Source organism: Paenibacillus sp. JL3B1040, assembly GCF_057063165.1.
Map to the genome: position 1 here is coordinate 4222576 of NZ_CM169317.1, position 22069 is coordinate 4244644.

At 46.1% G+C, this 22069-nt stretch carries 20 protein-coding genes; 6 read left to right on the top strand and 14 right to left on the bottom strand.

Features of this window, described 5'->3' with window-relative positions; translation table 11 throughout:
• Positions 1-121 precede the first annotated feature (121 nt).
• The 3 genes from ACZF99_RS18985 to ACZF99_RS18995 all read left to right on the top strand — a co-directional run bounded on the left by ACZF99_RS18985 (position 122) and on the right by ACZF99_RS18995 (position 3269).
• Complete coding sequence (locus ACZF99_RS18985) at positions 122-811, top strand: N-acetylmannosamine-6-phosphate 2-epimerase (protein ID WP_483606628.1); 690 nt, start codon at positions 122-124, stop codon at positions 809-811.
• A complete protein-coding gene (locus ACZF99_RS18990) occupies positions 808-1704 on the top strand; it encodes an ROK family protein (RefSeq protein WP_483606629.1) in 897 nt (298 codons plus the stop codon). The genes ACZF99_RS18985 and ACZF99_RS18990 overlap by 4 nt, the downstream gene beginning before the upstream one ends.
• A gap of 62 nt (positions 1705-1766) precedes the next feature.
• On the top strand, positions 1767-3269 hold the full coding sequence (locus tag ACZF99_RS18995) for an alpha-L-fucosidase (protein ID WP_483606630.1): 1503 nt from the start codon (positions 1767-1769) through the stop codon (positions 3267-3269).
• A 45-nt stretch (positions 3270-3314) separates the two neighbouring features.
• Here ACZF99_RS18995 and nagZ read toward each other — a convergent pair whose 3' ends face one another.
• Complete coding sequence (gene nagZ, locus ACZF99_RS19000; protein ID WP_483606631.1) at positions 3315-4892, bottom strand: beta-N-acetylhexosaminidase; 1578 nt, start codon at positions 4890-4892, stop codon at positions 3315-3317.
• 959 nt (positions 4893-5851) lie between these two features.
• Here nagZ and ACZF99_RS19005 point away from each other — a divergent pair.
• A complete protein-coding gene (locus ACZF99_RS19005; protein ID WP_323077366.1) occupies positions 5852-6826 on the top strand; it encodes a tyrosine-type recombinase/integrase in 975 nt (324 codons plus the stop codon).
• Positions 6827-7020: 194 nt separating this feature from the next.
• Positions 7021-7839, top strand: a complete 819-nt coding sequence (locus ACZF99_RS19010) for a tyrosine-type recombinase/integrase (protein WP_483606632.1) — start codon at positions 7021-7023, stop codon at positions 7837-7839.
• A gap of 144 nt (positions 7840-7983) precedes the next feature.
• Here ACZF99_RS19010 and ACZF99_RS19015 read toward each other — a convergent pair whose 3' ends face one another.
• From ACZF99_RS19015 to ACZF99_RS19030, 4 genes are all read right to left on the bottom strand, one after another.
• A complete protein-coding gene (locus tag ACZF99_RS19015; protein ID WP_127575942.1) occupies positions 7984-8820 on the bottom strand; it encodes a hypothetical protein in 837 nt (278 codons plus the stop codon).
• The gene (locus tag ACZF99_RS19020; protein ID WP_127575943.1) at positions 8804-10726 is read right to left on the bottom strand and encodes a DUF2326 domain-containing protein; all 1923 of its coding nucleotides are present in this window, start codon (positions 10724-10726) and stop codon (positions 8804-8806) included. Before ACZF99_RS19020 ends, ACZF99_RS19015 begins: the two co-directional genes overlap by 17 nt.
• Positions 10690-11103 (bottom strand): hypothetical protein, encoded by a 414-nt coding sequence (locus ACZF99_RS19025; RefSeq protein WP_127575944.1) that lies wholly within the window; start codon positions 11101-11103, stop codon positions 10690-10692. The genes ACZF99_RS19020 and ACZF99_RS19025 overlap by 37 nt, the downstream gene beginning before the upstream one ends.
• Before the next feature lie 123 nt (positions 11104-11226).
• Positions 11227-11961 carry a hypothetical protein gene (locus ACZF99_RS19030; RefSeq protein ID WP_127575945.1) on the bottom strand — a complete coding sequence of 245 codons (735 nt, stop codon included), beginning with the start codon at positions 11959-11961 and terminating at the stop codon, positions 11227-11229.
• Between the two features lie 331 nt (positions 11962-12292).
• On the opposite strand from ACZF99_RS19030, the gene ACZF99_RS19035 reads away from it, so the two are divergent.
• A complete protein-coding gene (locus tag ACZF99_RS19035) occupies positions 12293-12745 on the top strand; it encodes a DUF6650 family protein (protein WP_127575946.1) in 453 nt (150 codons plus the stop codon).
• Between the two features lie 190 nt (positions 12746-12935).
• Here the strand turns inward: ACZF99_RS19035 and ACZF99_RS19040 are convergent, their stop codons facing one another.
• The 9 genes from ACZF99_RS19040 to ACZF99_RS19080 form a co-directional block, all read right to left on the bottom strand.
• Positions 12936-13934, bottom strand: a complete 999-nt coding sequence (locus tag ACZF99_RS19040) for a tyrosine-type recombinase/integrase (RefSeq protein WP_483606633.1) — start codon at positions 13932-13934, stop codon at positions 12936-12938.
• Between the two features lie 43 nt (positions 13935-13977).
• Positions 13978-14175 carry a hypothetical protein gene (locus tag ACZF99_RS19045; protein ID WP_127575948.1) on the bottom strand — a complete coding sequence of 66 codons (198 nt, stop codon included), beginning with the start codon at positions 14173-14175 and terminating at the stop codon, positions 13978-13980.
• Positions 14176-14448: 273 nt separating this feature from the next.
• Positions 14449-15741, bottom strand: a complete 1293-nt coding sequence (ltrA, locus tag ACZF99_RS19050) for a group II intron reverse transcriptase/maturase (RefSeq protein ID WP_127575949.1) — start codon at positions 15739-15741, stop codon at positions 14449-14451.
• A 634-nt stretch (positions 15742-16375) separates the two neighbouring features.
• A complete protein-coding gene (locus ACZF99_RS19055) occupies positions 16376-16750 on the bottom strand; it encodes a hypothetical protein (RefSeq protein WP_255315338.1) in 375 nt (124 codons plus the stop codon).
• 19 nt (positions 16751-16769) lie between these two features.
• On the bottom strand, positions 16770-17501 hold the full coding sequence (locus tag ACZF99_RS19060) for a hypothetical protein (RefSeq protein ID WP_483606635.1): 732 nt from the start codon (positions 17499-17501) through the stop codon (positions 16770-16772).
• Between the two features lie 149 nt (positions 17502-17650).
• Entirely contained in the window at positions 17651-17947 is a 297-nt protein-coding gene (locus tag ACZF99_RS19065; RefSeq protein WP_483606636.1) for a hypothetical protein, read from the bottom strand.
• An 83-nt stretch (positions 17948-18030) separates the two neighbouring features.
• Complete coding sequence (locus ACZF99_RS19070; RefSeq protein WP_483606637.1) at positions 18031-18321, bottom strand: DUF7678 domain-containing protein; 291 nt, start codon at positions 18319-18321, stop codon at positions 18031-18033.
• A gap of 84 nt (positions 18322-18405) precedes the next feature.
• On the bottom strand, positions 18406-18567 hold the full coding sequence (locus tag ACZF99_RS19075; RefSeq protein ID WP_164744144.1) for a hypothetical protein: 162 nt from the start codon (positions 18565-18567) through the stop codon (positions 18406-18408).
• Between the two features lie 19 nt (positions 18568-18586).
• Positions 18587-21850, bottom strand: a complete 3264-nt coding sequence (locus ACZF99_RS19080; RefSeq protein WP_483606638.1) for a DUF5704 domain-containing protein — start codon at positions 21848-21850, stop codon at positions 18587-18589.
• Between the last annotated feature and the right edge of the window lie 219 nt (positions 21851-22069).

Sequence of the window (22069 nt, forward strand, 5' to 3'; positions counted from 1 at the left end):
AAAAATGCATAAAGTTGAAAAACGCTGATTGCCACGCCGCTTCCCTAGCACTTAGCATACTTATCATAGTCGTGTCAGTTTTTTGCCATTCACAACAGTAAAGTAAAGGAGTAGATCACTAGTGACAACACTGATTCCTCCGGGCAGCCTTGTCGTTTCGTGTCAAGCATTGGAAAATGAACCTCTGCACGGCAGCTTCATTATGGCCGCAATGGCGCGCGCTGCAAGTTTGGCGGGGGCTCGCGGCATCCGTGCGGGAGGAGCAAAGGATATCGCTGCCATAAAGCAATCGACGAATCTGCCGGTAATCGGCCTGATCAAAAAAACATTTCCGGATTATGATGTCTTTATTACTCCGACACTGGATGACGCCATCGCCATGCATGAAGCGGGCGCCGATATCGTCGCTCTCGATGCCACAGGCCGAAAGCGCCCGGATCAACGAACTTTATCCGAAGTAATCTCCTCGCTTAAAAAGAAAAACATCCCGGTTATGGCCGATATCTCAACTTTCGAGGAAGGGGTAACGGCGGCTGCGCTCGGGGCGGATTACATTTCCACCACGTTATGCGGATACACCTTCGAGACGGCAGGTAAGGAATTACCCGATTTGGAGCTTGTATCTAGGCTGACCTCGGCGCTCGATGTGCCGGTCGTAGCCGAAGGGGGCATTCATAAACCAGAGCAAGCGGCCGAAGCGCTGCGGCTCGGCGCCAGCTTTGTTGTCGTCGGCTCCGCGATTACAAGACCACAACTAATCGCCGCCGAATATGTCAAAGCCATGACAGCTGTTGCCGACGGTTCGCGATGAACCGCTGGCTTGGGATTGACATCGGGGGTACAGCAGTCAAGGCTGGTGTTGTTGCGGCCGACGGCTCTCTGATCTATAAAGCGAGCAGGCCAACCCATGCGGAACGAGGACGCGAGTTCGTTCTGTCGACAGTTCTGGAACTGGCCCGCGAGTTGCTGAACGCAGTCCCTTCTCTCTCCGGCATTGGAGTTGGTTCGGCCGGACGCATTGATCCAAATAGCGGTACGATTCTTTATGCCACAGAAAATCTTCCCGGCTGGTCGGGTACTCCCTTAAGAGCTGTCCTTCACAAAGAGTTCGGCCTCCCCGTATGCGTCGATAACGATGTGAATGCAGCCGCGACAGGCGAATGCTGGATCGGGGCCGCTGCTTCCTATCGGACCGTTGCCATGCTCTGTCTCGGAACTGGAGTTGGCGGCGCCTATGTATATAAAGGGACCGTTATCGGTGGAGCTCGCGGAGGAGCGGCCGAATGGGGCCACATGATCCTCCATCCGAACGGGCTGCATTGCAATTGCAAGCGTCGGGGCTGTCTCGAACAATATGTCTCCGGCACGGCGCTTAACCGGGCAGCCAGCCGGATCGACCCGTCCTGGGATAGCCGGACGCTGTTGCAGGCGGCGGAAAATGCCCACCCGTCAGCTTTAGAAGTCATCGAATCGTTTTCCATGAATCTGGCGATCGGCATTGTCAACGCAGCAACTGCTTACGACCCCGAGGCCGTGATCATAGGCGGCGGTCTCATTACCACACGCCATGTATGGTGGACTGAGCTGCAGCGGCAGATTAACCTGCTTCAGCCCGGTTCCTTTGTACTTCTGCCTGCTGTTCTCGGAAATGATGCGGGCATCATCGGAGCTGCGCGACAGATCCAGCAGATGACTGTTTTATAACTCCCCCGGAAAACATACAAAGCTATGTTTTTCCAAAACCAAATAACTTTGAGGTGATTAATGTGTCAGAAAAGCTGCTCAACTGGAGGTCGAAGATAGACGATATACAGGAAACAATCAAAGCCGGACCCTTCTCCCCTAACTGGGAATCGTTGCAGGTCTATACTCCCCCGGCGTGGTACCAGGACGGCAAGCTCGGAATATTCATTCATTGGGGTGTATACTCCGTACCGGGCTATGACAGCGAATGGTATCCGCGCAACATGTATATTAAAGGAACTAAAGCCTATGAGCATCACCTGGCTACCTACGGACCTCAGAACAAGTTTGGATATAAGGATTTTATTCCTCTATTTACAGCGGAACATTTCGACGCCAATGATTGGGCCAGTCTGTTCCGGCAGGCGGGGGCAAGCTTCGTGGTACCCGTGGCCGAGCACCATGACGGGTTCCCAATGTACGATTGCCCGTTTACTCCCTGGAATGCAGCTGCCATGGGGCCAAAACGGGACATTATCGCCGAGTTGGCCGAAGCGGTACGCAATCAATATTTAACGTTTGGCGTGTCCAGCCACCGCGCGGAAAATTGGTGGTTCTACAACGGAGGGCGCGACATCGAGTCCGACGTCACGAACCCTGCTTACTCCTCCCTCTACGGACCGGCCCAACCGTGCTATGGCGATCTTGCTTATCCGTTCCCTTTTTTACAGCCAAACGAGGAGTTTCTAAATGACTGGCTTGTTCGAACCTGTGATTTGCTTGATCGTTACGAGCCCCAGTTGCTATATTTTGACTGGTGGATTGAGCAGCCTGCCTTCAAACCCTATTTGCAGCGGCTGGCAGCCTATTATTACAATAAAGCCGCCTCACGGGATCTTGGGGTCGCGATAAATTACAAATTCGAAGCCTTTGCAAAGGGCAGCGCGGTTTACGACGTAGAGCGGGGATTACAGGAGGGGATCCAGCCCGAACTCTGGCAAACCTGTACCTCTGTGGCGAAAACGGCCTGGTGCTACGTGGCAAACCATCAATATAAAACTTCGGAAGAAATTATCGGAGATCTCGTCGATATTGTCAGTAAAAACGGCGTCATGCTGCTTAATATTGGCCCTAAACCAGACGGAACCATTCCGGATGAGGAACGGCGGATTTTGCTGGATATCGGAACCTGGCTGAGACGCAACGGAGAAGCCATTTACGGCACTCGCCCGTGGACGGTTTTCGGCGAAGGACCTACACCAATCGTGACAGGCACATTTAACGACATCAAACGGGCTTCCTATACAGATAAAGATATTCGTTACACTACGCGCGGCGACGTTTTGTATGCTATTGTTTTGGGGCGGCCTTCGGAAGGGCGAATCATTCTGACCTCCTTATCCCCAAACCGTAATCTTTACCCTTCGGACATCGAATCCATCGAACTCTTGGGCTCGCACCATGCCTTGAACTGGGATCGCAACAGAGAAGGGGTCATCATTGAGCTTCCTCCGGAGGAGCACGCCAACTTCGGCCTTTCGTTCAGAATCAACAAAAAAGCCAACACTATCTCCGTTCAAAACTGATAAGACAGAAAAGGAGCGGCGCAAGTTTCCCTGCGTCGCTCCTTTTTAATGCTCGCCCGTCTCCAAAGTTACCGGCAGCTTTCCTGATGCCTTCTTGTTTCCTATCAGGATTGCCGCGAGCAACTCCAATGTAATGGGCAAGTCTTCATAGCAGGCAATATATGTTTTCACTTGCGGGAATGCCATCAAATCATACGGATTACGAACGGATACCGCTACAACCCGCTCATGATTTTCCACGAGCCTCCTCACCATAATCCCTTGGGAGGGGAACCTCAATGTGTTGGAGGTCTGAACGATCACCTGGTCCGATTGTGAAGCGACCTTCATCGCCGTATTGATCTCTTCGTCGGTAGGGTTGGAGCCTACGACGATCTCGGTCATATTCCCGCAATAGCTGCGAAGTTCCTGCACCAAAGTATGCGGCAGTACCGTCGGGTCATCTCCTCCCATATGCAGTTGATGCTTAACCCGGACTACAAGAATCGATTGTTCCGGATCCAGCGGAAGTACTCCGCCTTCTTTGACCATGGTTATACTCTTGCCGACAAGCTCACGAACGGCAGCCGCGGATTCCGGCAACACGATAGTTTTGTTAGCCTGCTCCAAGCCGATCACTACATCCCACATATTTCTGCGCTTTTTCATATTCAGAATGCGCCCTAGCGATCTGTTGATCCTCTCCTCGGAAATTCTGCCGGTGCGTACAGCCTGTATAATCGCTTCAATGGCCTTGACCTGCTCGGTAAATGTATGGCTAACCAATACCATATCCACGCCCGCCTCGATGGCTCGCACGGCTCCCTCGGCCGTGCCGTAGTTGTCATGAATTGCTTTCATCTCCAGACAATCTGTCGTTATGACACCGTCGTATTGCAGTTTCTCTCTGAGAAGACCTGTCACCACGCGGTTTGACAACGTCGCCGGAACGCCTTCCGGCTCAAGTTCGGAAAATACGATGTGCGCCGTCATCATTAAATCAACCCCAGCCTCTATCGCCGCTTTAAAGGGGATCAGCTCCAATTTCTCCAGACGTTCCATGGAGTACGGGATTACGGGAAGATCGAGATGGGAATCGGTACGGGTATCGCCATGCCCCGGAAAGTGCTTCGCCGTTGCCGCGATGCCGGATTCTTGATACCCGCGGATGGCGGCTGCCCCCAACCTGGCCACCAAGTGCGGGTCTTCGCCGTACGAACGGATACCGATGACCGGATTCATCGGATTATTATTCACATCCATATCCGGCGCGTAATTTACGTTTATCCCCAGAGCTCTGAGCTCCTTTCCGCTAATACGTGCCATACGGTAAACCCCCTCCGCGTCACCGGCAGCTCCCATGGCCATATTGCCGGGGGTTAACGTAATTCCTTCTTTAACATGAATATTACTTCCGCCTTCCTGATCGACAGCTATGAGCAAAGGAACCCAATCTTCGTTTCCGCTCTTGGCCAACTCCTGCAAACTTCCGGTCAATACTCTCAACTGCGCGGGCGACTCAATACTGCGATTAAATAAAATAACTCCTCCAATATGATAATGTTGGACAAGTTTACGGACCTCTCCAGTAATTTCTTTCCCATTAAAACCCCCAACCACTAGTTGTCCCGCTTTCCGCGCCAAGCTCCAATTTAAAAAGTGCATGATACGCCTCCTGTATGCTCAATTTTCCCACCCATAAGGGTAGAGTAGAGTGTGTACAGGATCAACGCTCATTTTTCGCCTCCATTTTCGCGAACCATGCATTTTTCACAATGAAGATCACCATTACCAAGCATACTTAGTTATCTGTCGGAAGCAACATATTCTCATTCAGTAGGTTCCCAGTAGAAAAAGGACCACCCAGTTTGCAGCTTCGCTCCAATGAAGCTTTCTATAACTGCCGTATCACAGACAACAACCTTTGCGAGCTTTTACCCATATCACCTTTATATGACCGATACTTCTTTCTACGCACCATGCAGTTATAGTTTGAGCCTTTTGTTTCCAGCGTCATTATCGGTGATTGATAGTGTCATCACCTTTACAATCCTTGAGTGTCAATCAAATAACCCACTCAATTCGTCTTCAGGTGCGGATTAGGATGTTTATTTCTTTCCAAGTCTTTCTCCGTTTTGGATCCATAAGGCAGTTATGATATTATATCGAATTGAAACAGGTCGGACAGCAGGCATCCATTTTACAGAACAAATCATAATTTCGCTTAGTGCAACTCAGTAACCTATCATATTTAGTACTTCATCTTAAAAATCAAAAGTCCTAAATCACTGCAACTCCGTGATTTAGGACTTTTGATTTTTGTTTGATGCCGGTGAAGGGACTCGAACCCCCACGGTTTCCCTCACGATTTTGAGATTGGCGCTATGGAAGGAGGGAAACACTCGTTCGCCAATCATCGAGATTCCTTATGGGACAAGGGAAGTCGGACATGGATTATTTTCCCACTAACCCAATACGTCGCTTGTTTTCCGACAGGGTTTTGTGCGCTCGCTAAACCCACAGATTGACGCGGTTACAGGCCATCAGGCGCGCCAATCTTTTTACCGCACCAAACTCCCGATCCAAATTTCGGGAGGTTTCACATGCAAATTAACTCTGAATCCACTGTAGCATACGATGCTGTTTCGGCAAAAAAACAATACGCCGAAGCCGTCCGGCTGTTCTTGATGGACTGCCAGTTTCGCAATCTCTCCAAGTTTACCATAGACGGTTACCACGTCTATCTCAAATCGTTGCAACGCGATCTTGAAGATTGGTGCCTTTCCCTGGATAATCTGACCCCTAAAGACCTCTCCGTCCGCATGATTAACAAAATGCTCGAACAGCAATTTAAGCCCAATACGATCAACGGAAAGATTCGCACGCTTCAGCAGTTTTTCAAATTTTTATTCGAGGATGGATTACTGACGACTAACATTGCCGAAGGGTTAAAGCCCCTCAAGAACAAACGGCAAGTCGTTCATACTTTTTCCGAAGAGCAAGTCAAACGAATCCTAGCCTCCCCCGATCAAACTACATTTACCGGATTACGGGACTATGCCATTATGCTTCTTTTCCTTGAAACCGGCATACGCGTCATCGAAATGAGCCGTTTGAAAATCTCAGATGTGAATTTTGAGGAAAATACGGTGCACATTCAAATGGGGAAAGTCCGTAAATTCCGATTGGTACCATTTCAGGCCACATGTGCGGAGATCCTCAAACGATATATCGCAGAACGGGGAGATCAGCCCTTCAACGACCTTTGGGTCACGGTTTTCAATACACCCATGGCGAGAAATTCCTTCATTAAAATGGTGAAGGAGTATTTTCATCGAGCAGGCATTACTGGCGTGGAAGGAGCCTGCCATGTGTTTAGACACACGATGGCAAAATTGTTTTTGATGAATTGCGGCGACATCTTTACTTTGCAATACCTCCTCGGCCACGCCAACCTCGAAATGACTCGCTACTACGTCGAGTTGTTCAGCACCGATATTCATAAACAGCACGAAAAGTACAGCCCGATTGAGAACCTCGCGGACGAAGGCAACTTCAATGAAAGCGAGGTGCAGTAAACATGGAGATGCCGGTAAAACGTCGTAAAAATACACTTACCTCCGCTGCTACGCAGGTAGTTGCCCCAACATCGGCAGCTACACCGAGCAAGCCGCAAATCGGTTTTCCCAAACTGCTGCAATCATTTGTGTTTGAATGCCGGGCCAAAAATTTATCCGATCGAACTATCGAGTTTTATGAAGAAAATATGATCATGATGCAGAAGACTTTCGAAGAACAAAACCAGGACTTTGACGTCCTCGCCATGACCAACCGGGACATCAAGCATCATTATATCGGATATATGCTAGGCAAAGGACTGGCCAGCAATACGGTAAACGGGCGCATCAAAACCTGCAAAGCGTTTTTCAAGTTTTTATATGAGGAAGGCTATATCAAGCACAAACTGGCTGATGAACTACGGCTAATCAAAGCGGAAAAGAAAATGATCCAAACCTTTACCAAAGAGCAATTGCTTGCCTTGCTCAACCAACCCAATCGCCAAACCTTTACGGGATTTCGGGATTATACGATCATGATGGTTATGCTGGAAACGGGGATGCGGATCGGAGAATTGCTGAACTTGAAGGTCGGCGATCTTTTCTTAAAAGAAATGGAGATCCGGATTGTTCGGGGCAAAGGCGGAAAAGCGCGGCGCGTCCCCATTCAAAAAACGTGCATTAAAGTGTTGAAACAATACTTAGCCGAACGCGGTAATGTAGAGACGGACTGGCTCTTCGTGAATGTAGAGGGCACAGCCCTTCGTACACGAACCATACAGGAAAACATTCAGGAGTATGGGAAGTTAGCCGGCATATCGGGCGTTCGGGTATCGCCTCATACATTCAGACATACAATGGCGAAGTTTTACATCCTGAACGGCGGCGACGTTTTTACCCTACAACAGATTCTCGGCCACAGCACACTGGACATGGTCCGCTATTATGTAGAGCTTTTTAGCAAGGATATTCGGGAACAGCATCAGAAATATAGTCCGGTGGAGAATATGAGTCGACTCCGGATCGGTGGATAATATACAATAAGAAAATAAACAAAGGGCTGCATTAGGCGGCCCTTTGCTACTTTTCAAGACAATTTTGAGGAATACCCAAACTGTTCTTTTGAAAATACTGTAACTACTTATTATTTCATCTCAATGTAAACCAGAGTCGAAGTCCTACCTTCTAAAAGGATACAACCCATTTAATTGTTTTTCTTTCTCTTCTAAGTATTGTTCTGCCCAATCAACACCATCGCTGATTGCCTTTTTTATATTTCCTGTAGCATATGTAAAACTCTTGATATTAAGGAAGCTTACCTCGTAATCGCCTTGCATCCAGGTGTCTCCCTTTCCCTCTTCTCTAATCCAAATCCCAACAAAGCGATTTATAGCACAAATATGGGCTTCATCAATATGTCCAGATGGCTCTGATTTTTCAATAACAATAAATCTTGATGCGGCAGCATACGCTAACATTTTTTCCTCATTTGTAAGATGACCGATGTCGGGCTGATCTTTAATTAAATAAGGTGAATATCCTAGTTGTTTTAGTTCATTACAAATTGCGACCAATTTTGCCCATGCTTCTGGTGTATTGTCTTTCCCCAAAACTAGGACCATTGATTTCTTCCAATTATCAAGCCAATCCGAAAAAGATTTATTTTGTTTGGCTTCTTCAACTTTTCCATAAAATTCCTGTAATGCCTGCTCTAAACCATGATCAGACAAAGGTTCTTTTATTCCTAAGTCACCAAATTCTTGATACATCCTTGGGCGAATATATGAAGGTGACTCAAGATATACAAATAATCTATTGAATAACGATCGTTGAGTGAGCATTTCAACAAAAGCACTACATAACTGTTGCTTGGTCATCCCCCTACCAACATAATCTTCTTTTTCTAAATTTAACAAGCGCCCCAATGCATAAATTTCTTCTTCAGAGAATGATCGTTTCAAGAAATCTATTAAGCGTTGTTGATTCACCAGATTGTTTTCAAAATGTGAATTCAAAGAGTTTTCCCTCGTCTCCATTATTATTGAGCTCCAATCTAATGTAAGGATCAGTTGCTAGTTCTTCTGGCATCAAGATAGTTGTAATGATATATTGGAATTCAGGTTCCAAACCTTCATCAGTGAATGATTTTTCTAAGGTATCTTTCACATAAGTAAAAATCCTGTTATAAACAGCTGGATCAATGTCATTTATGTTAGGAGAGTCATGAACAAGTAATCTGGGATGGGGTGTATCAACCTTTAGTGCCAATTTTAATAATGCCAGGTCATAAGCAATCACTGCCAAAGTAATTGCTGCCGCGCCTGTATCTTTGCCCTCACCCAAATTAAGATATCTAATTTCAACTTCGAAATTTTTCGCCCTCTCACTTAGTTGAAATGAACCAATTCGGTTCTCAAAATATAAATAGGAAACAACTTCATGAAAGTACTTCTTCAAATTATCAATATTATCTTCCATTTGTTGTTGAACTCGGTTTCTGTTTGATTTTGCAATCGCAAGTTGATCCTTTGCTAAACCATGTTTCCTTTTGTATTCTTCATGATCTCGAAAATACTCTAAGTCTTGTCTTAATCCAGTTAGTTTCTCATTAAGTTCTTTTTGTTCCTTTTCAATTAGGTCGATTTTCGAAAGTATTTCACTTGCATCTTCTGAAATTTCCAAATTCAATTCATCTATTTTGCTGTCAATTTCAGACATCCTAAGTTGAAGCTCTTCTAATATATGATTTAACTCATTAATAGATTGAACCAAATCTTGTCTTTCGTTGGACAAAATAATTTGCATAGTCTCCAAAGCCTTATTAGAATCCTCTTGATCCTCTGCGCTTCGGGGACATTTAAAGGACGAGTCATTTGTAATAGTTACCAAACAAACAGGGCATTTCTCATACTCATAAGGATCTAATAGTTGGTGTGCATGATGAGCCGTTTCTAAATTTTCTTTTTCCGTTTGAACTTCATTAAGCGTGGCCTGAAAACTGTTAATTCTCATTTTTATTATGTTTTCTTCTTTAGAAAGATTTAATTTCTGCTGAAGAAACTCTTGCTTTTGCGTGATTCGTTCATCATCTCTTTGTTGAAGTAGGACTAATTGTTGTTTGAGGCCAGCTATTTCATCATTTTTTTCTTTGATCTGCTCTAATATTGTTGCTGCTTCCGATCTAATCAATTCTTCAGCTTGATTAACCTTATGATGTACATACTTTTTTATGATATCAAAAGCCTTCTTAGCTTCTTTTTCTGCTGCCTCAGCATCACTTACTTGTTTGTTTGCATCTAAGGTTTCAGAGGTAGTTAATCCAGAAAGAAATTGTTGCAGTTTACGTTTTTCATCAGCTTTAGTATAATAATTCCCCGCTTTATCTATAGTTTCAAAACCACCAACTTGATCCCTGAATAAAATCTGCATAATGTCACGAAACGTTATAAATCTTTCCCCTTCAAAAATGTTTGCTTTAGAAAAAATTGTTTCCTCCAAAAAATTTCTATAATTTTCAATTGGATATCTTTCGCCTGTGAGCTGTATTCCATTTAGTAAATCACTTATGCGCCAATCTTTATACAAAATACAAATATCACCTTTAACAAGATTTCGTTGAACGGTATATTTTTCATCTTTAATTCTAAATTCCATCAATAAATCATGTGATTCGAGTGTTTTTTTTCCAAACGCTTTATCTCGATTTAAAAAGCTGCTTTTCCCCAATCCATAATTTAGCAAATGACAAAAAGTTGTTTTTCCAACACTATTTCGTATTCCCGGTTGGCTATCTTGTCCTTCTCTAGAGGTTTCTTCCATTAAAGTTGCACGAATCACATTTAATCCCGCCCTGAATGTGACATCTGTTTTTCCTCTGGGCGGATTTATTGCGACACGGTTGATGAAGAGAAAGTTCCCCATTGTTCTTCTCCTACTATTCGTGATATTTGCTTATTAAGTAATTCAATGTTCATTCCCATCACCAAGCGACTCGCATAATCAGCTTTGTGTTGAATCCGCATAATGGTTTCGCTGCCTGATGAGATTTCTTTCTTGGAAATTAGTTGAACAAATTCATTTTCAATTTGAATAAGACCTTTTGCAAACAATTCTTTTATACCCCTAATAAAACGTATATCGTATTTTTGGTTAATATACGGTACCAGCATAGCATCTAAATTTCCAAGCTCCCATTCGGGGACTTTATTTAGAAAATCAACTTCTTCTTCCTTGCTTAAAAACTTGGAGAGTACCTTAGAGAAGCGTACAAGGTATAGTGCGCAAGCCAATTGGTTCATGGAGCATTTCGGCATGTAATTTAGTATTATAATTAATATCAATCCATTGACTGAACTACTCTCTTCAATATCATATGTAGCCAACTCTTGCTCAATATTTCGCTTAAAAATAATCTTTCACCTTCATTCATTAAAAATGTAACAATCGTATGTTGTGTCGAAAATAACTCCCGTTATCTGCTCAAGGCATTCATCGTAGTATTCCCGAATTTGAGGCGGCAGTTGCGCATATAAATGTTCAAGTAAACGCTCAAATCTAAAATCTGCTGTATACTGACTCACTGGGTAATTATCGCAAATGCGAAAATATAAAAACATGACCTTTTTTTTAAGATTATTATATTTGCGATATCCTAATTTTTTTGCCAAGCGTTGAAGCACTGAAATCTCTGTTCGACTTCTCATCGCATGTTCTTGCCTATCCTTAGAAAACTTTGCTTTGTTTTCAAGCTTGTCTTTGAACTCAGTCATATCTGCACTGTCAATATCCGCAGTATATTGTTCCAATTCAGCATCATCCATCTGCTCAAGCGCTTGCAGTAACGAAGTAAACACCTTACCGAATTGATTGGCTAGATCTGTATCGATTGGTCGGATCCCTGAGCTTTTATTTCCATTTTGGTGGATCGATACCTCGAACTCCTCAATTAACTTTGAAGTAACCCCTTTTTGTACGGATCGATCTACTATTGCACTTAGAGCTTGAAACGTAGTTGATCGCTGCGGATAAACATCATTGGGATGCTCTTCAAGTACGACACGACAAACTCTCTCAATCTGTTCAGGTGTAGGATTCATTTTATGAATTTTATCAATAATCAATTGTTTTTCCGGCTCGCTTGGACTAAGCATTGCCACAGCTATCACCTACCTATTCTATAAAAATGAGCCGATTGATTTACTTTCTAAGTACTTTGATGTACATTCGACATCTTTTCATATTTTCCCTCTTCAAATCAAATACTTGCCTTATGATATATTTCTACATTTTTTCCATTTCCCCTGCCTAACTCGACAACATAAATAGTACTCGGGGCCTATTTATTGGATTAAACCGAGTCGTGTCCAAAACGTAATAAAACTTGCGGTCTACGTATTACTGCTACTATTCAACCTGTTATTGAATTGTTAGGGTGTTCGATGATACCATAATGGTAAATATTGGTTTGCTTATTGGAGGGATGCAATTTTGGGTATCAAAATTACAGGAATCAGTGCCCCATTTGGAGGTTTATCGTGGGAAATCACTGAAAGTGAACGACAGGGAATTGAAAAGTTATTTTATTTTCTGGAGGCAAAGAGACTTCTTACAAATCCTATTGAAATGGAAATGCCGGAACATTGCGCTACCTCAACGATAGAAATTAAAAATTTTATCGTTGTTTTACTCGGTGACCGTGCATTCTCAGACGCAACTAAGACTATTTTGAGAAGTATGACCGATGCTTGCAACACATTTTCAGATGAACTTAACGCAAAAAAACGGCCTCACATTATCTATAAAAATGATCAAGGAGATTGGGTGGACAGCAACTACTCACAAATTTACAAAAACTTTAGAAGTACTATACGCTTAGGTATCCAAGAATTAGAAATACGCTTTAGACTTAAATTTGAAAAAGCAATTCCCGAGGAGTATTGAAATTTAGTATGAAGGAGAGTTCAACTCCTTCTCCTTCATACTTTAACATTTTAGATTTTCGTTGTCTTTCAGACTTCGTCCACCGGCAGCTCCAGCACATCCACCTTGCCATCCGCCAATCCAAGTTGTGAATGAAAAATATAGACCCGAAAAACGATACCTCAAGTCCCTTTACCCCCATACGCGTATTTTATTTCCTCCGTCCCAAATTCCGCATCGGAGATGCTTTCATATGCTGCAGCTTCTTTTCCGGCTTCCACAGGTTCACATATACTTTGACCATGTCCTGTGTGGTGTGGCCGAGGATTTCTTGCAAGCTGTAAGGATCGCCGCCATTGAGGATATACATTTTGGCAAAGGAATGACGCAATGTATGAGGACTGACTCTGACCCCTTGGATTTTTGCCTGCTCCCCATATTTTTTCAGCGTTTCCTGGAAAGTTCTCCCGCTTAAGCGAGTGCCGTCTACCGTAACAAATAAAGCAGGCTCCGGCAGTTCCCCGCGTATTTTCAAATATTTCAGCAATACTTTGCGCACTTCATCGCAAAACGGGACGTCACGCGGCCGTTTGCTTTTGCCCAATACACCGATCAAATAGCTTTGTTTGAGATCGATTTGAATGAGATCTAATCTAACCACTTCGCCTAAGCGGAGGCCCGTGTCCAACATCAGATAGAGCATGCAATAATCCCGGTATCCGGTAAACATCGTCAGATCCGGTTGTGCCAGTAAAGTAACGACTTGTTCTTCCGTAAATGAATAGATGATCGGCTTTTGTCCGCTTCGGACTTTTAACAAGTCGGCCGGGTTTTGCTGAATCCACCCTTCCTGGTGTAAAAAAGCAAAAAATCGCTTGATCGTCTTGATTCGATTGTTAATCGTATTCAACGCATAATTTTTCACATCCACCATATACGCCACGAAATGGTTTCGAAGGAAATCAACCGTCAATCCCTCCACCTGTGGTTCGATTCCTTGCTCTACCATGATTTTGCGATAGCTGTCCAAGTTTTCCTGTTCAAATTCCACTGTCCGCTCCGCTTCCGTTTCCGTACGCTTAGCCGCGATGAAAAGTTCAACCGCCTCATCCCACGACAATGTGGTTTCTGTCCCTTTTTCGAATTTCATCTCCGTTATCGCATTTCGGCGTCGTTTCGGCTTGGCAAACGGACTTTTACTTTGCAACATGGGAACGACGTTACTGCTCATCCGGCTCACCCCACTATTTCTTTTAAATTGGAGAACTCTTTTTTTGTACATCCACGACCTTAAAAGCCTCTTCGTTTCTACATATCCCGTAATTCTCTTTGAGAAGCCGCACCGCCCGTTGCCGCGCCATCTGTTCTGCCGAGAATACACCATCCGAATAGATTGAAATTTTAAGACGATATCCTTTGGTTTCCAATAAACATTCATATTGTTGATTCATTCTGCACCTCACCCCAACGTTTACTTCCCGTTCTTAATTTATTTGTACGGCAAGACAAACAATGATCGTGACCTTGGTATATGCGAACAAAAATCTCAGGGTCAATTTGGATCGTTTTTCCGCATTTCGAACAAGTAAACTTAATTCTATCCACACCTGCCACCTCGATTTTGCTAGAGTAAAGGGCTGGCTCGCCAGCCCCTCCTCATCAAACCGTACGTGAGGTTTTCCCTCATACGGCTTTCCGATGTTCGTCATTCATGGGCATGCAGATTACAATAGCGTTTGTAGTCCATGTATTTGGGCAATATACTTCACCTCAGATATTGAACTCTTCCAATTCCTGCGTTGTCTCTTCTTCGCGTACCACCGGGTGAATCGCTGCAGAATATACCAATCCAGTTTCGCTAATCTCTTTTGGCTGTAGTTCGTGTAGTAATAATTTCTCCATCCCTGAATCCTTGGATTAAGCCATTCCACCTGTTCCGCGAACGATTTCGAACGCATGCCGGGCGGGGCTAATCTGTCTTTGACCACGCTTCGTATACGTTCCTCTGCCTTCTTCGTTAGCCACTGTTGTGTGGTATAGTACACCTTCCCTTGAGAGGTTTCTGCTTTTGTTTTTCGGTGATGCATCCCTAAGAAGTCGAATCCTTCTTCTCCTGTCCATAAACCTACAATGCGGGTTTTCGTAGGGTGTAGGGTTAGCTCCAGACGTTCCATTATTCTGCCTATGAGTTCATAGGCATGCTCGGCGTCCTTTCTGGTTTTGCAGACCACTACAAAATCGTCTGCATACCTTGTCAGTTCTCCCAACCCGCTTCCGTGTTTCTCCCACAGCCGGTCAAAGTAGTTCAGGTAGATATTCGCCAGAAGCGGTGAAATGACGCCACCTTGCGGTGTCCCTAAATCAGAGCGTCTTACGTTTCCTTCCTCCATGACTCCCGCTTGTAGCCACTTCCGGATTAACTTCAGGATCCTCCTGTCGTTGATACGCATCTGTACCAACTTCATGAGTTTCTCTTGATTCATGTTGTCGAAGTAGCCTTGGATATCGACGTCGACTACCCAATTTCCTTTACGGTTGCAGGCTTTCCGGATTCGCTCCAACGCTCCCTTTGCACTTCGTTTCGGACGAAATCCGAAGGAGACTTCTTTAAAATCCGCTTCGAAGATGGGTTCAATGACTAGTTTGGTTGCCATCTGTAGGACTCGGTCGCGCACGGTAGGGATGCCTAGTGGTCTTGGCTTCCCATCTTTCTTCGGGATGTAGTGCCGCCGCACGGGCTGCGGATGGTAATGGCCTTCCTTTAGTTCTCGCTCGCATTCCTTGAGGAAACTTGTTTCTCCTTGTTCTTCAATATCTGCAAGCGTCACGGCATCCACTCCCGCAGCTCCCTTATTTGCTCTCACCCGTTTCCAGGCTTCGCATAGCACATCCCACCGGTAGACTTTGTCGTACAAGGCATGGAATTTACGCTTATGGTTCTCCTTGGCCGCATGACCTAGCTTTTCTTGGAGTTCTTGAACTTTTTCCTTGGGTGTCGTTAGCCGCTTGGCATTCACTCACTCGTACCTCCTCCAAAAGCATAAACAAAGTAGGACCCCTTCCCTCCCTAAGGTTATGTTGTCCTTAGGTTCTTCGGTACTATGAGCCCCTCGGACTCCCTTCCCACAGACGGTTCACTTCATCTTCTGGACTTATAGAGCGTCTCTTTACGGGTTTCTAAAAAAAAAAAAAATCCCGTGTGGGGGAGGGTCTCCCCAGTTCACTGCATTATCTTTCAACCCATGCCGATCCCTCTACGCCGGAGGATTCTTCACTATTGTTCCAAGTTCTGCACAGTTTCCTTGGCCTTCGTCCATATGTCCGGGACTCGGCTTCCTCTTCTTCCCTTCGCAGGGCCTTTTTGTCGACGCGGCAGGATTCACTTGATGTTACGGCCTGGGTTGTTGCTCGCCCGGCCTCTGGCCGGTACTTTCGTCGATGCGCTTTTACGCACAGATTTCGCCATGCGCAAGCATCCTAGCTACAAGAGTGGCTTGGCCCCTCTCTTGGTTGGACTTTCACCAACTAGATAATGCGTGCCTCTGGGCACGCGACATAGAAAAGCCGCCCCGATGGGACGGCTCAACTGTTCCGTATGACTTGTAATTGGCTTACTAGTGAAGCTAGCAAGTAATATTTTGCCTAAACCGCTTATGCTCTGGACAGCGTATTCGCCGTTACAAACAAATTCCGGGTTTTAAATTCGGTCGGGCTTTCTTCCAAAAGAATACGCCGGAGATTACCGGTTGCATTGAGCCAAAAGTGCGGCTCACTCAGTGTATATTGCTTCCGATGAACCCAAGCCGGGCATTCCACTTGATAATCGTTGCAAAGCTTATGTGTCATGGCCGCCAGGAACGGGAGCATGTGGTCTGGAAAGCCGGGATAAGCTTCCGGTTCCCTCTGTACCATGCGAATTCTTTGTTCAGGCGTAGCCCGATAAAAAGCATCGAGAAAATTACCGCAATGAATGGCGAATTGGTCGATATCTGCTGCTGCTTCCCGGGCAATGTCCCACACTGTCATGTCCATCCCTCTTTTCCGATTAATGATTTAGTAGTTCTTCCAACAGATAGGCTGTTCTCGGCAACACCCGATGTTGAGGATAAAACTGTTCGACTACCGAAAGCGCCTGTTCTGCCGTTCGGATGTTCAAATACCGCAACAGAAAGCGGATATCGTCCACATCCTTACTTTCATATGTTCGCGCAGCCAAGCACTTCATGGCCAGCATATATTGTGGCGAGGCAGCGAAAATGTCCAAATGGCTCAGCCTGCGATAAAGCTGGACATCATGCCGACTCGAAACAAATCCCTTTACCGCATTGTTTAACCAATCTGCCGGCAAGCGATACTCATCGGCCACATTTTTGATGATCGCATAAAATTCGCGAGTCGGTGCGAAAATGGCGTCGACGTCCTTGGTACTGTCGCGACTTTGAAGCACCAGACACATCACTGCTCCGCCAAACAAGCAAATTTCGCCGTGTAACTGCTGTTGTTTTAATTGGTCATTGACTTTTTCTAAATACCTTAAGATTTCTGCCTTGCGCAAAACTCCATCTCTCCTTTCATTATAATAGGGGAATCGTTTTTTCAAAAGAGACTTCCATGGCATATTGCCGTGCAGACCGGCCGAAGTTTTGCTTGTCGCACTACGCAAACGAACTGAAAAATAAAAAAATGAAAAACCCGCCAAACGGCGGGCTTCCCGATTAAACGTATTATGAATCGATCGAAGTTTTCTTTGAATTTTGCCAATTACGCATTCAGGCATCTGAGTTGTTTGATAAGTTTCAATCCATGCTTTCGATGGGATAAGTTCAGGTAACCTTTCGTTTGAAATCGGAACAAATCAAGCAGTTCCTCTTCATTACATGAAAATACCCGCCAGAACGCTGGCGGGATAAGTGAAGAATATACGGGCTAAGTCCGTCTGTTAAACGGCGGAAGATCTTCCATGCTTATGAACATCCCCAGTCCGTCGGAAAGACCGCAAAGGTACCACGCTTCCCGTTCAGCCGAAGCACGTTCGTTCTTATAATCTTCCCACTCGGACAGAATTTGAAATTGCTCTTTCGACAAAGTCTGACAAAGTTGATCGCGGAGTTCCGCAATCCGCTTATATTCATCTGTCTGACGATTCTGCTGCGCGAATCGGTGATCCAGAACATCCATACGCTTTTGAAATACCGCCATTAGCCAACCCGGCAATGTTTCCACACCAACCTCTCCTTCCTAATCATTAGGCTGGTGTCGATCTTAACTCTGACGCGCCGCGGTTGGCAAGTCGCTCTTTTAGAGATTCACTCCCGACTTTCCCGATACCGTTTCTCTTCTACCGCCCAGTCCACTTGTTTCCGATCAAAGTGTTCCACCGTCTTCTCAACTACCCGGCGTATGCGGCGATCTTGCGGCGGGCCGCCGTCCCAACCTCGCTCGTAACAAGCTATTCTACTTCGAAATCCGGATGAGCGATCCGGATACACGTCCAACCGGCTTATTCGCCCAAATGCAATCCCGTAAGTGGACGGCTCGTCAAATACTTGTGCCTCCACATAATAGCCGTCCACCTCTCCGACAAATCGTCGTCCCATCCAAACGCTTCCCTTTTCACGAAACATCGGTTTCCTCCTTGTACTAATAAGAAATAGACCTGAACCGTTTTTCCTGATCATGATTTAATCAAGACGATACGGCTTTACAATCACGTTTCGAATATCTCCTTGGGGTGAACTGAGATACGCATCGCGGCGCGCATCTTCCTTTTTCCCTTCGTAGACATAACAGGATTGAGTCCCATCCTTCCACTTAATGGTGACCTCCCATTCCTGTTTTTGCATCGCAGCACCTCCTTGTCGGTTAATGGGTACCACCCGTTCCATAATCGTCATAGGATGATAAATTGGCATGATAAAACACCGCGTCGCCATCCTTCAGTTGGAACGTCACGCCGTACGGATCGGTAAAGCTGCGCTGGAAGCCTTCCATTTGCCACTGGTTGTTGAGTGGGCCATGAATGTATTGCAGATGCGGGTTGTTCAGGTCCTTGTTACGAATCGTTTCTAGGTTGAAATTTACGATAATATATCCGTCCCGCAGGAAAATCGAAGACTTGTCGTTCAACCCGTTTTTACGTCCGTACTCAGCCAGATTGAATCCTTTCGGTACGGCATATGCCGCGGCCGGAATACTGTACTCGCCGAACCAGTGCTGTACCGAAGCATTCGCGCGCGCTGCGTTGACACCGGATGGTACGTTCATGTTGCCGACAAACGTCCGGAGCTGTGAAGGCAGCAGCATAATATCGTACCCGCCAACATAGGTTGGCTTTTGAGCGCTTTTCAGATATTGATTGATGAAGGATTGTTTCGTTCCGCTACTGCCGTTTAAAGCCCACAATGAGCCGGCTGTGTCCATCAACTCCTGCTTGGCTACATTTCGCAACCGGGTATCCAATGTGATATTGCGCCGCTCAACATCCTCGCTCGAACCAACCCGGACAAATTTTTTTGTGTCAGAGTGATAGTACAAGTCTACTTCTTGACGTTTCTTTCCTTGCCGGTCTACAAAATAGAACGTCGGCGTAATTCGAATCCCGTCGCCTGAGCCGAACATATTTCCTTTCGTCATGACTTCGAACTTTACATGATATCCCGTCTTGACGGCCACATTCTTCTTCCCTGTCTCCGGATGGCTGCCCTGCCGAACAGGCAGCGTGAACGGCTGCTTATTGCCGCGAGCCGCACCATCTATATCCTTCATCCCGACCCAATAGGCGTTCCCGGTTGGCGTTGCACTGCCTTTTTGCTTTCGGAATACGGTCTCCCATTGGAAATCAGCGATATCGGTTATGCGGAAATCATACAACCGTCCGATCACTTCTACCGGAACCACTTGAGTAGCCACATGATGCGAAAGGTCCAAATTGGCATTCATCTGCGTCGTAAATCCGGAAGGGCAGTTCTCCGCGAAGGTGCGAAACAGCACCTCATATTGGCCTTCATCGACCCAAACCGGTAAATAGAACGTCGTCTTGGTCTGGGCCACCGGAATCGATGTCCACGTTTCTTTCGGTATAAAGGTTTTCCGGTCCGCAGCATACACATCAAACGGGAACCATACCTGCTTGTCCCGCGTATATTTGGCGTAATCCCGATTGCCGTAGCCCTTGATCTCCCGGTGCTGTCCGCTTGTCGGTACGGTCACCGTAAACGGTCGATCCAAAATAAGCGCGGAACGCCCTGCCGTCGGTTTTGTTTTTTGGTTGTGCGCCTGATCATCCGAAACGGAAGCATAGTTCACCACCGGCGTATGCACGGTCACCGGGTTGATGCCTTTGATCGGAAAGCTCTTGTTTTCACCGCCGCCGATTCCTTTGATTAAGGCGTACGAAATGTTGCCCGAACTTGGCTGGTTGGCCTTGTTTGTTTTCGATGAATCAATCACATATCCCGATCCGTATAGCACATACTGCCCGATTGTCGTCGGAGCCGGAATCGCTCCGGGAGTCGGCGCTTTTTCCTCGACGACTCGATTGTCCATAATGGTCCCTCCATTAAAGACGAGTGAATCGTTCTTTACCTTGATTTTTCCGACGGCCTCCTCCGCTTCCGACTTCCAATCCTCATTCGGAACGGACGGGCGGCTGCTTCCGCCGGAAATGGTTTCTCCGGGCAGCCTCACATTTGAATAAACGGGATCGGTTATATGCGCATTCAACGAAGCGTCGTGTGCTGCGGAAACGGACGGCGGTGTATAACCAGCCGGTTGCAATGTGACCCCACCCGAAGGAAGCGCATAGTTGGTGAAGTTGGCTTTTTGAATGCTATAAACCTCAAGGCGATCAATCAGCCAGAAGCTGTATTTACGTTGCACCGTGTAATTTTTAGTAACCGTTTGGGTATCCGAACGGGATACCGTCCTCGTCGTCGGATTCCCGTTCTCATCCGGGGGACCGGATACCTGTTCCGTCCACCGCAACGTGTACGTCTTACTCACTTGAATCGGGTACGATTTTGTCCCGATCATTTCCAAGAACGTATTTCGATACAAATACGACTTCGCCAAAGCGTTGACGTACAGACTCTCCGATGTGGGTATGCCCTTAAGAACATCAAATTTTTCGGCTCCGCGCGCATCGGCCTGAATCACGGCGGACACCTCCGGATCCATCACGCTTGCTTCCTTTGAATCACCCGGGGTCGGTCTACCGTCACTTCCCGGTTTGCGTACCGTGTGGTTCGAGGTGGAATCGCTCATATTGCCGTCCACATCTTTCACGACAACCGTTATCTTTACCGTGACGCTGTTTCCGGAAGTAAACGGGATTTTGATCGGAAGCGTTTTGGTAGCCGATGTACCGGTAAGCGTTCCTGATTTATCGGCCGGTTGCGTTAGCGCCGCATTCTGAATACTGGTGATTTCATATGACTTTAAGGACTTCGGCGATTTCGCCTCAAAGATAAAATCCCCCTCGACTTCGTTAACCGACCCAGCAACCTCTGCCGGAGCTTCAATCCGAGAGGTTACGGTAACCAAGGAGGTTGACTCTCTATATTCGGCGACAATATCAGCTCCGCTAATGAATACGCTAATGTGCCGGTCAAGCAGATTGTCTTGCCCGATTTCCCGAACATATTGTTTTTTCTCGGGATTATTTTTGGAGACTACATACGATCGGACGATTTCATACGATTTCCCGTTCGATTCCAAGGTTTCGGCGAACGTATGCTCAATCTCTTCTCCAGCTAAAAACTCGCCCTTCCGGAACGTGCACGATGGGTCCGTGATGACCGTCCCCGCTTCGGTTTTGCAGACGATATCAACCGGAAAGGACGGACTGTCGTAGGTTACGGGAATCCCAAAATAATTGTCCAGATCGTCGGGATGAGCCCACGGCTGCGCCTTCTTGATCGCATCTAATGTATAGTAAGGCCCTCCGATCTGAGTTCCGTTCCGGGTAACGGTCATGATCGCATAGAGATAGAGCTGGTCGTTCTGTTTAATGCCTTCGAGGCCGTTATCGGTTAACGCTTTTGTCACCTTCGCCTCAGGCACTTCGAAGAACGTGGTGACGGGAGTGCCGGGCGCAGGGTTTGGCGGGTACTGTCCCGTTTGTTCCAACCCTACGACCCTCGCCGATCCCGGGCCGGTCGGGTCACAGTGTTTTCCTTGCGAATCATACGTACACGATGGCGAACTTTCCCGGCGCACTGTCCAACCGACGGTTTTAAAACGAATTCCGGATGATGCGGTTGTACTGGTAATGTTGAACGTTATTTTTCCTTTACTAAATTGAACGTCCGGGACATCTGCATGAGTAATCAAAGGCCAGGAAGACAA

What these genes read in the sequence shown, in the direction of transcription:
- ACZF99_RS18990 (WP_483606629.1), top strand. Translation starts at nt 808, where the DNA reads ATGAACCGCTGGCTTGGGATTGACATCGGGGGTACAGCAGTCAAGGCT.
- ACZF99_RS19005 (WP_323077366.1), top strand. Translation starts at nt 5,852, where the DNA reads ATGCAAATTAACTCTGAATCCACTGTAGCATACGATGCTGTTTCGGCA.
- ACZF99_RS19010 (WP_483606632.1), top strand. Translation starts at nt 7,021, where the DNA reads ATGATGCAGAAGACTTTCGAAGAACAAAACCAGGACTTTGACGTCCTC.
- ACZF99_RS19020 (WP_127575943.1), bottom strand. Translation starts at nt 10,726, where the DNA reads ATGGGGAACTTTCTCTTCATCAACCGTGTCGCAATAAATCCGCCCAGA.
- ACZF99_RS19025 (WP_127575944.1), bottom strand. Translation starts at nt 11,103, where the DNA reads ATGAACCAATTGGCTTGCGCACTATACCTTGTACGCTTCTCTAAGGTA.
- ACZF99_RS19040 (WP_483606633.1), bottom strand. Translation starts at nt 13,934, where the DNA reads ATGTTGCAAAGTAAAAGTCCGTTTGCCAAGCCGAAACGACGCCGAAAT.
- ACZF99_RS19045 (WP_127575948.1), bottom strand. Translation starts at nt 14,175, where the DNA reads ATGAATCAACAATATGAATGTTTATTGGAAACCAAAGGATATCGTCTT.
- ACZF99_RS19055 (WP_255315338.1), bottom strand. Translation starts at nt 16,750, where the DNA reads ATGACAGTGTGGGACATTGCCCGGGAAGCAGCAGCAGATATCGACCAA.
- ACZF99_RS19060 (WP_483606635.1), bottom strand. Translation starts at nt 17,501, where the DNA reads ATGCCTGAATGCGTAATTGGCAAAATTCAAAGAAAACTTCGATCGATT.
- ACZF99_RS19070 (WP_483606637.1), bottom strand. Translation starts at nt 18,321, where the DNA reads ATGGGACGACGATTTGTCGGAGAGGTGGACGGCTATTATGTGGAGGCA.
- ACZF99_RS19075 (WP_164744144.1), bottom strand. Translation starts at nt 18,567, where the DNA reads ATGCAAAAACAGGAATGGGAGGTCACCATTAAGTGGAAGGATGGGACT.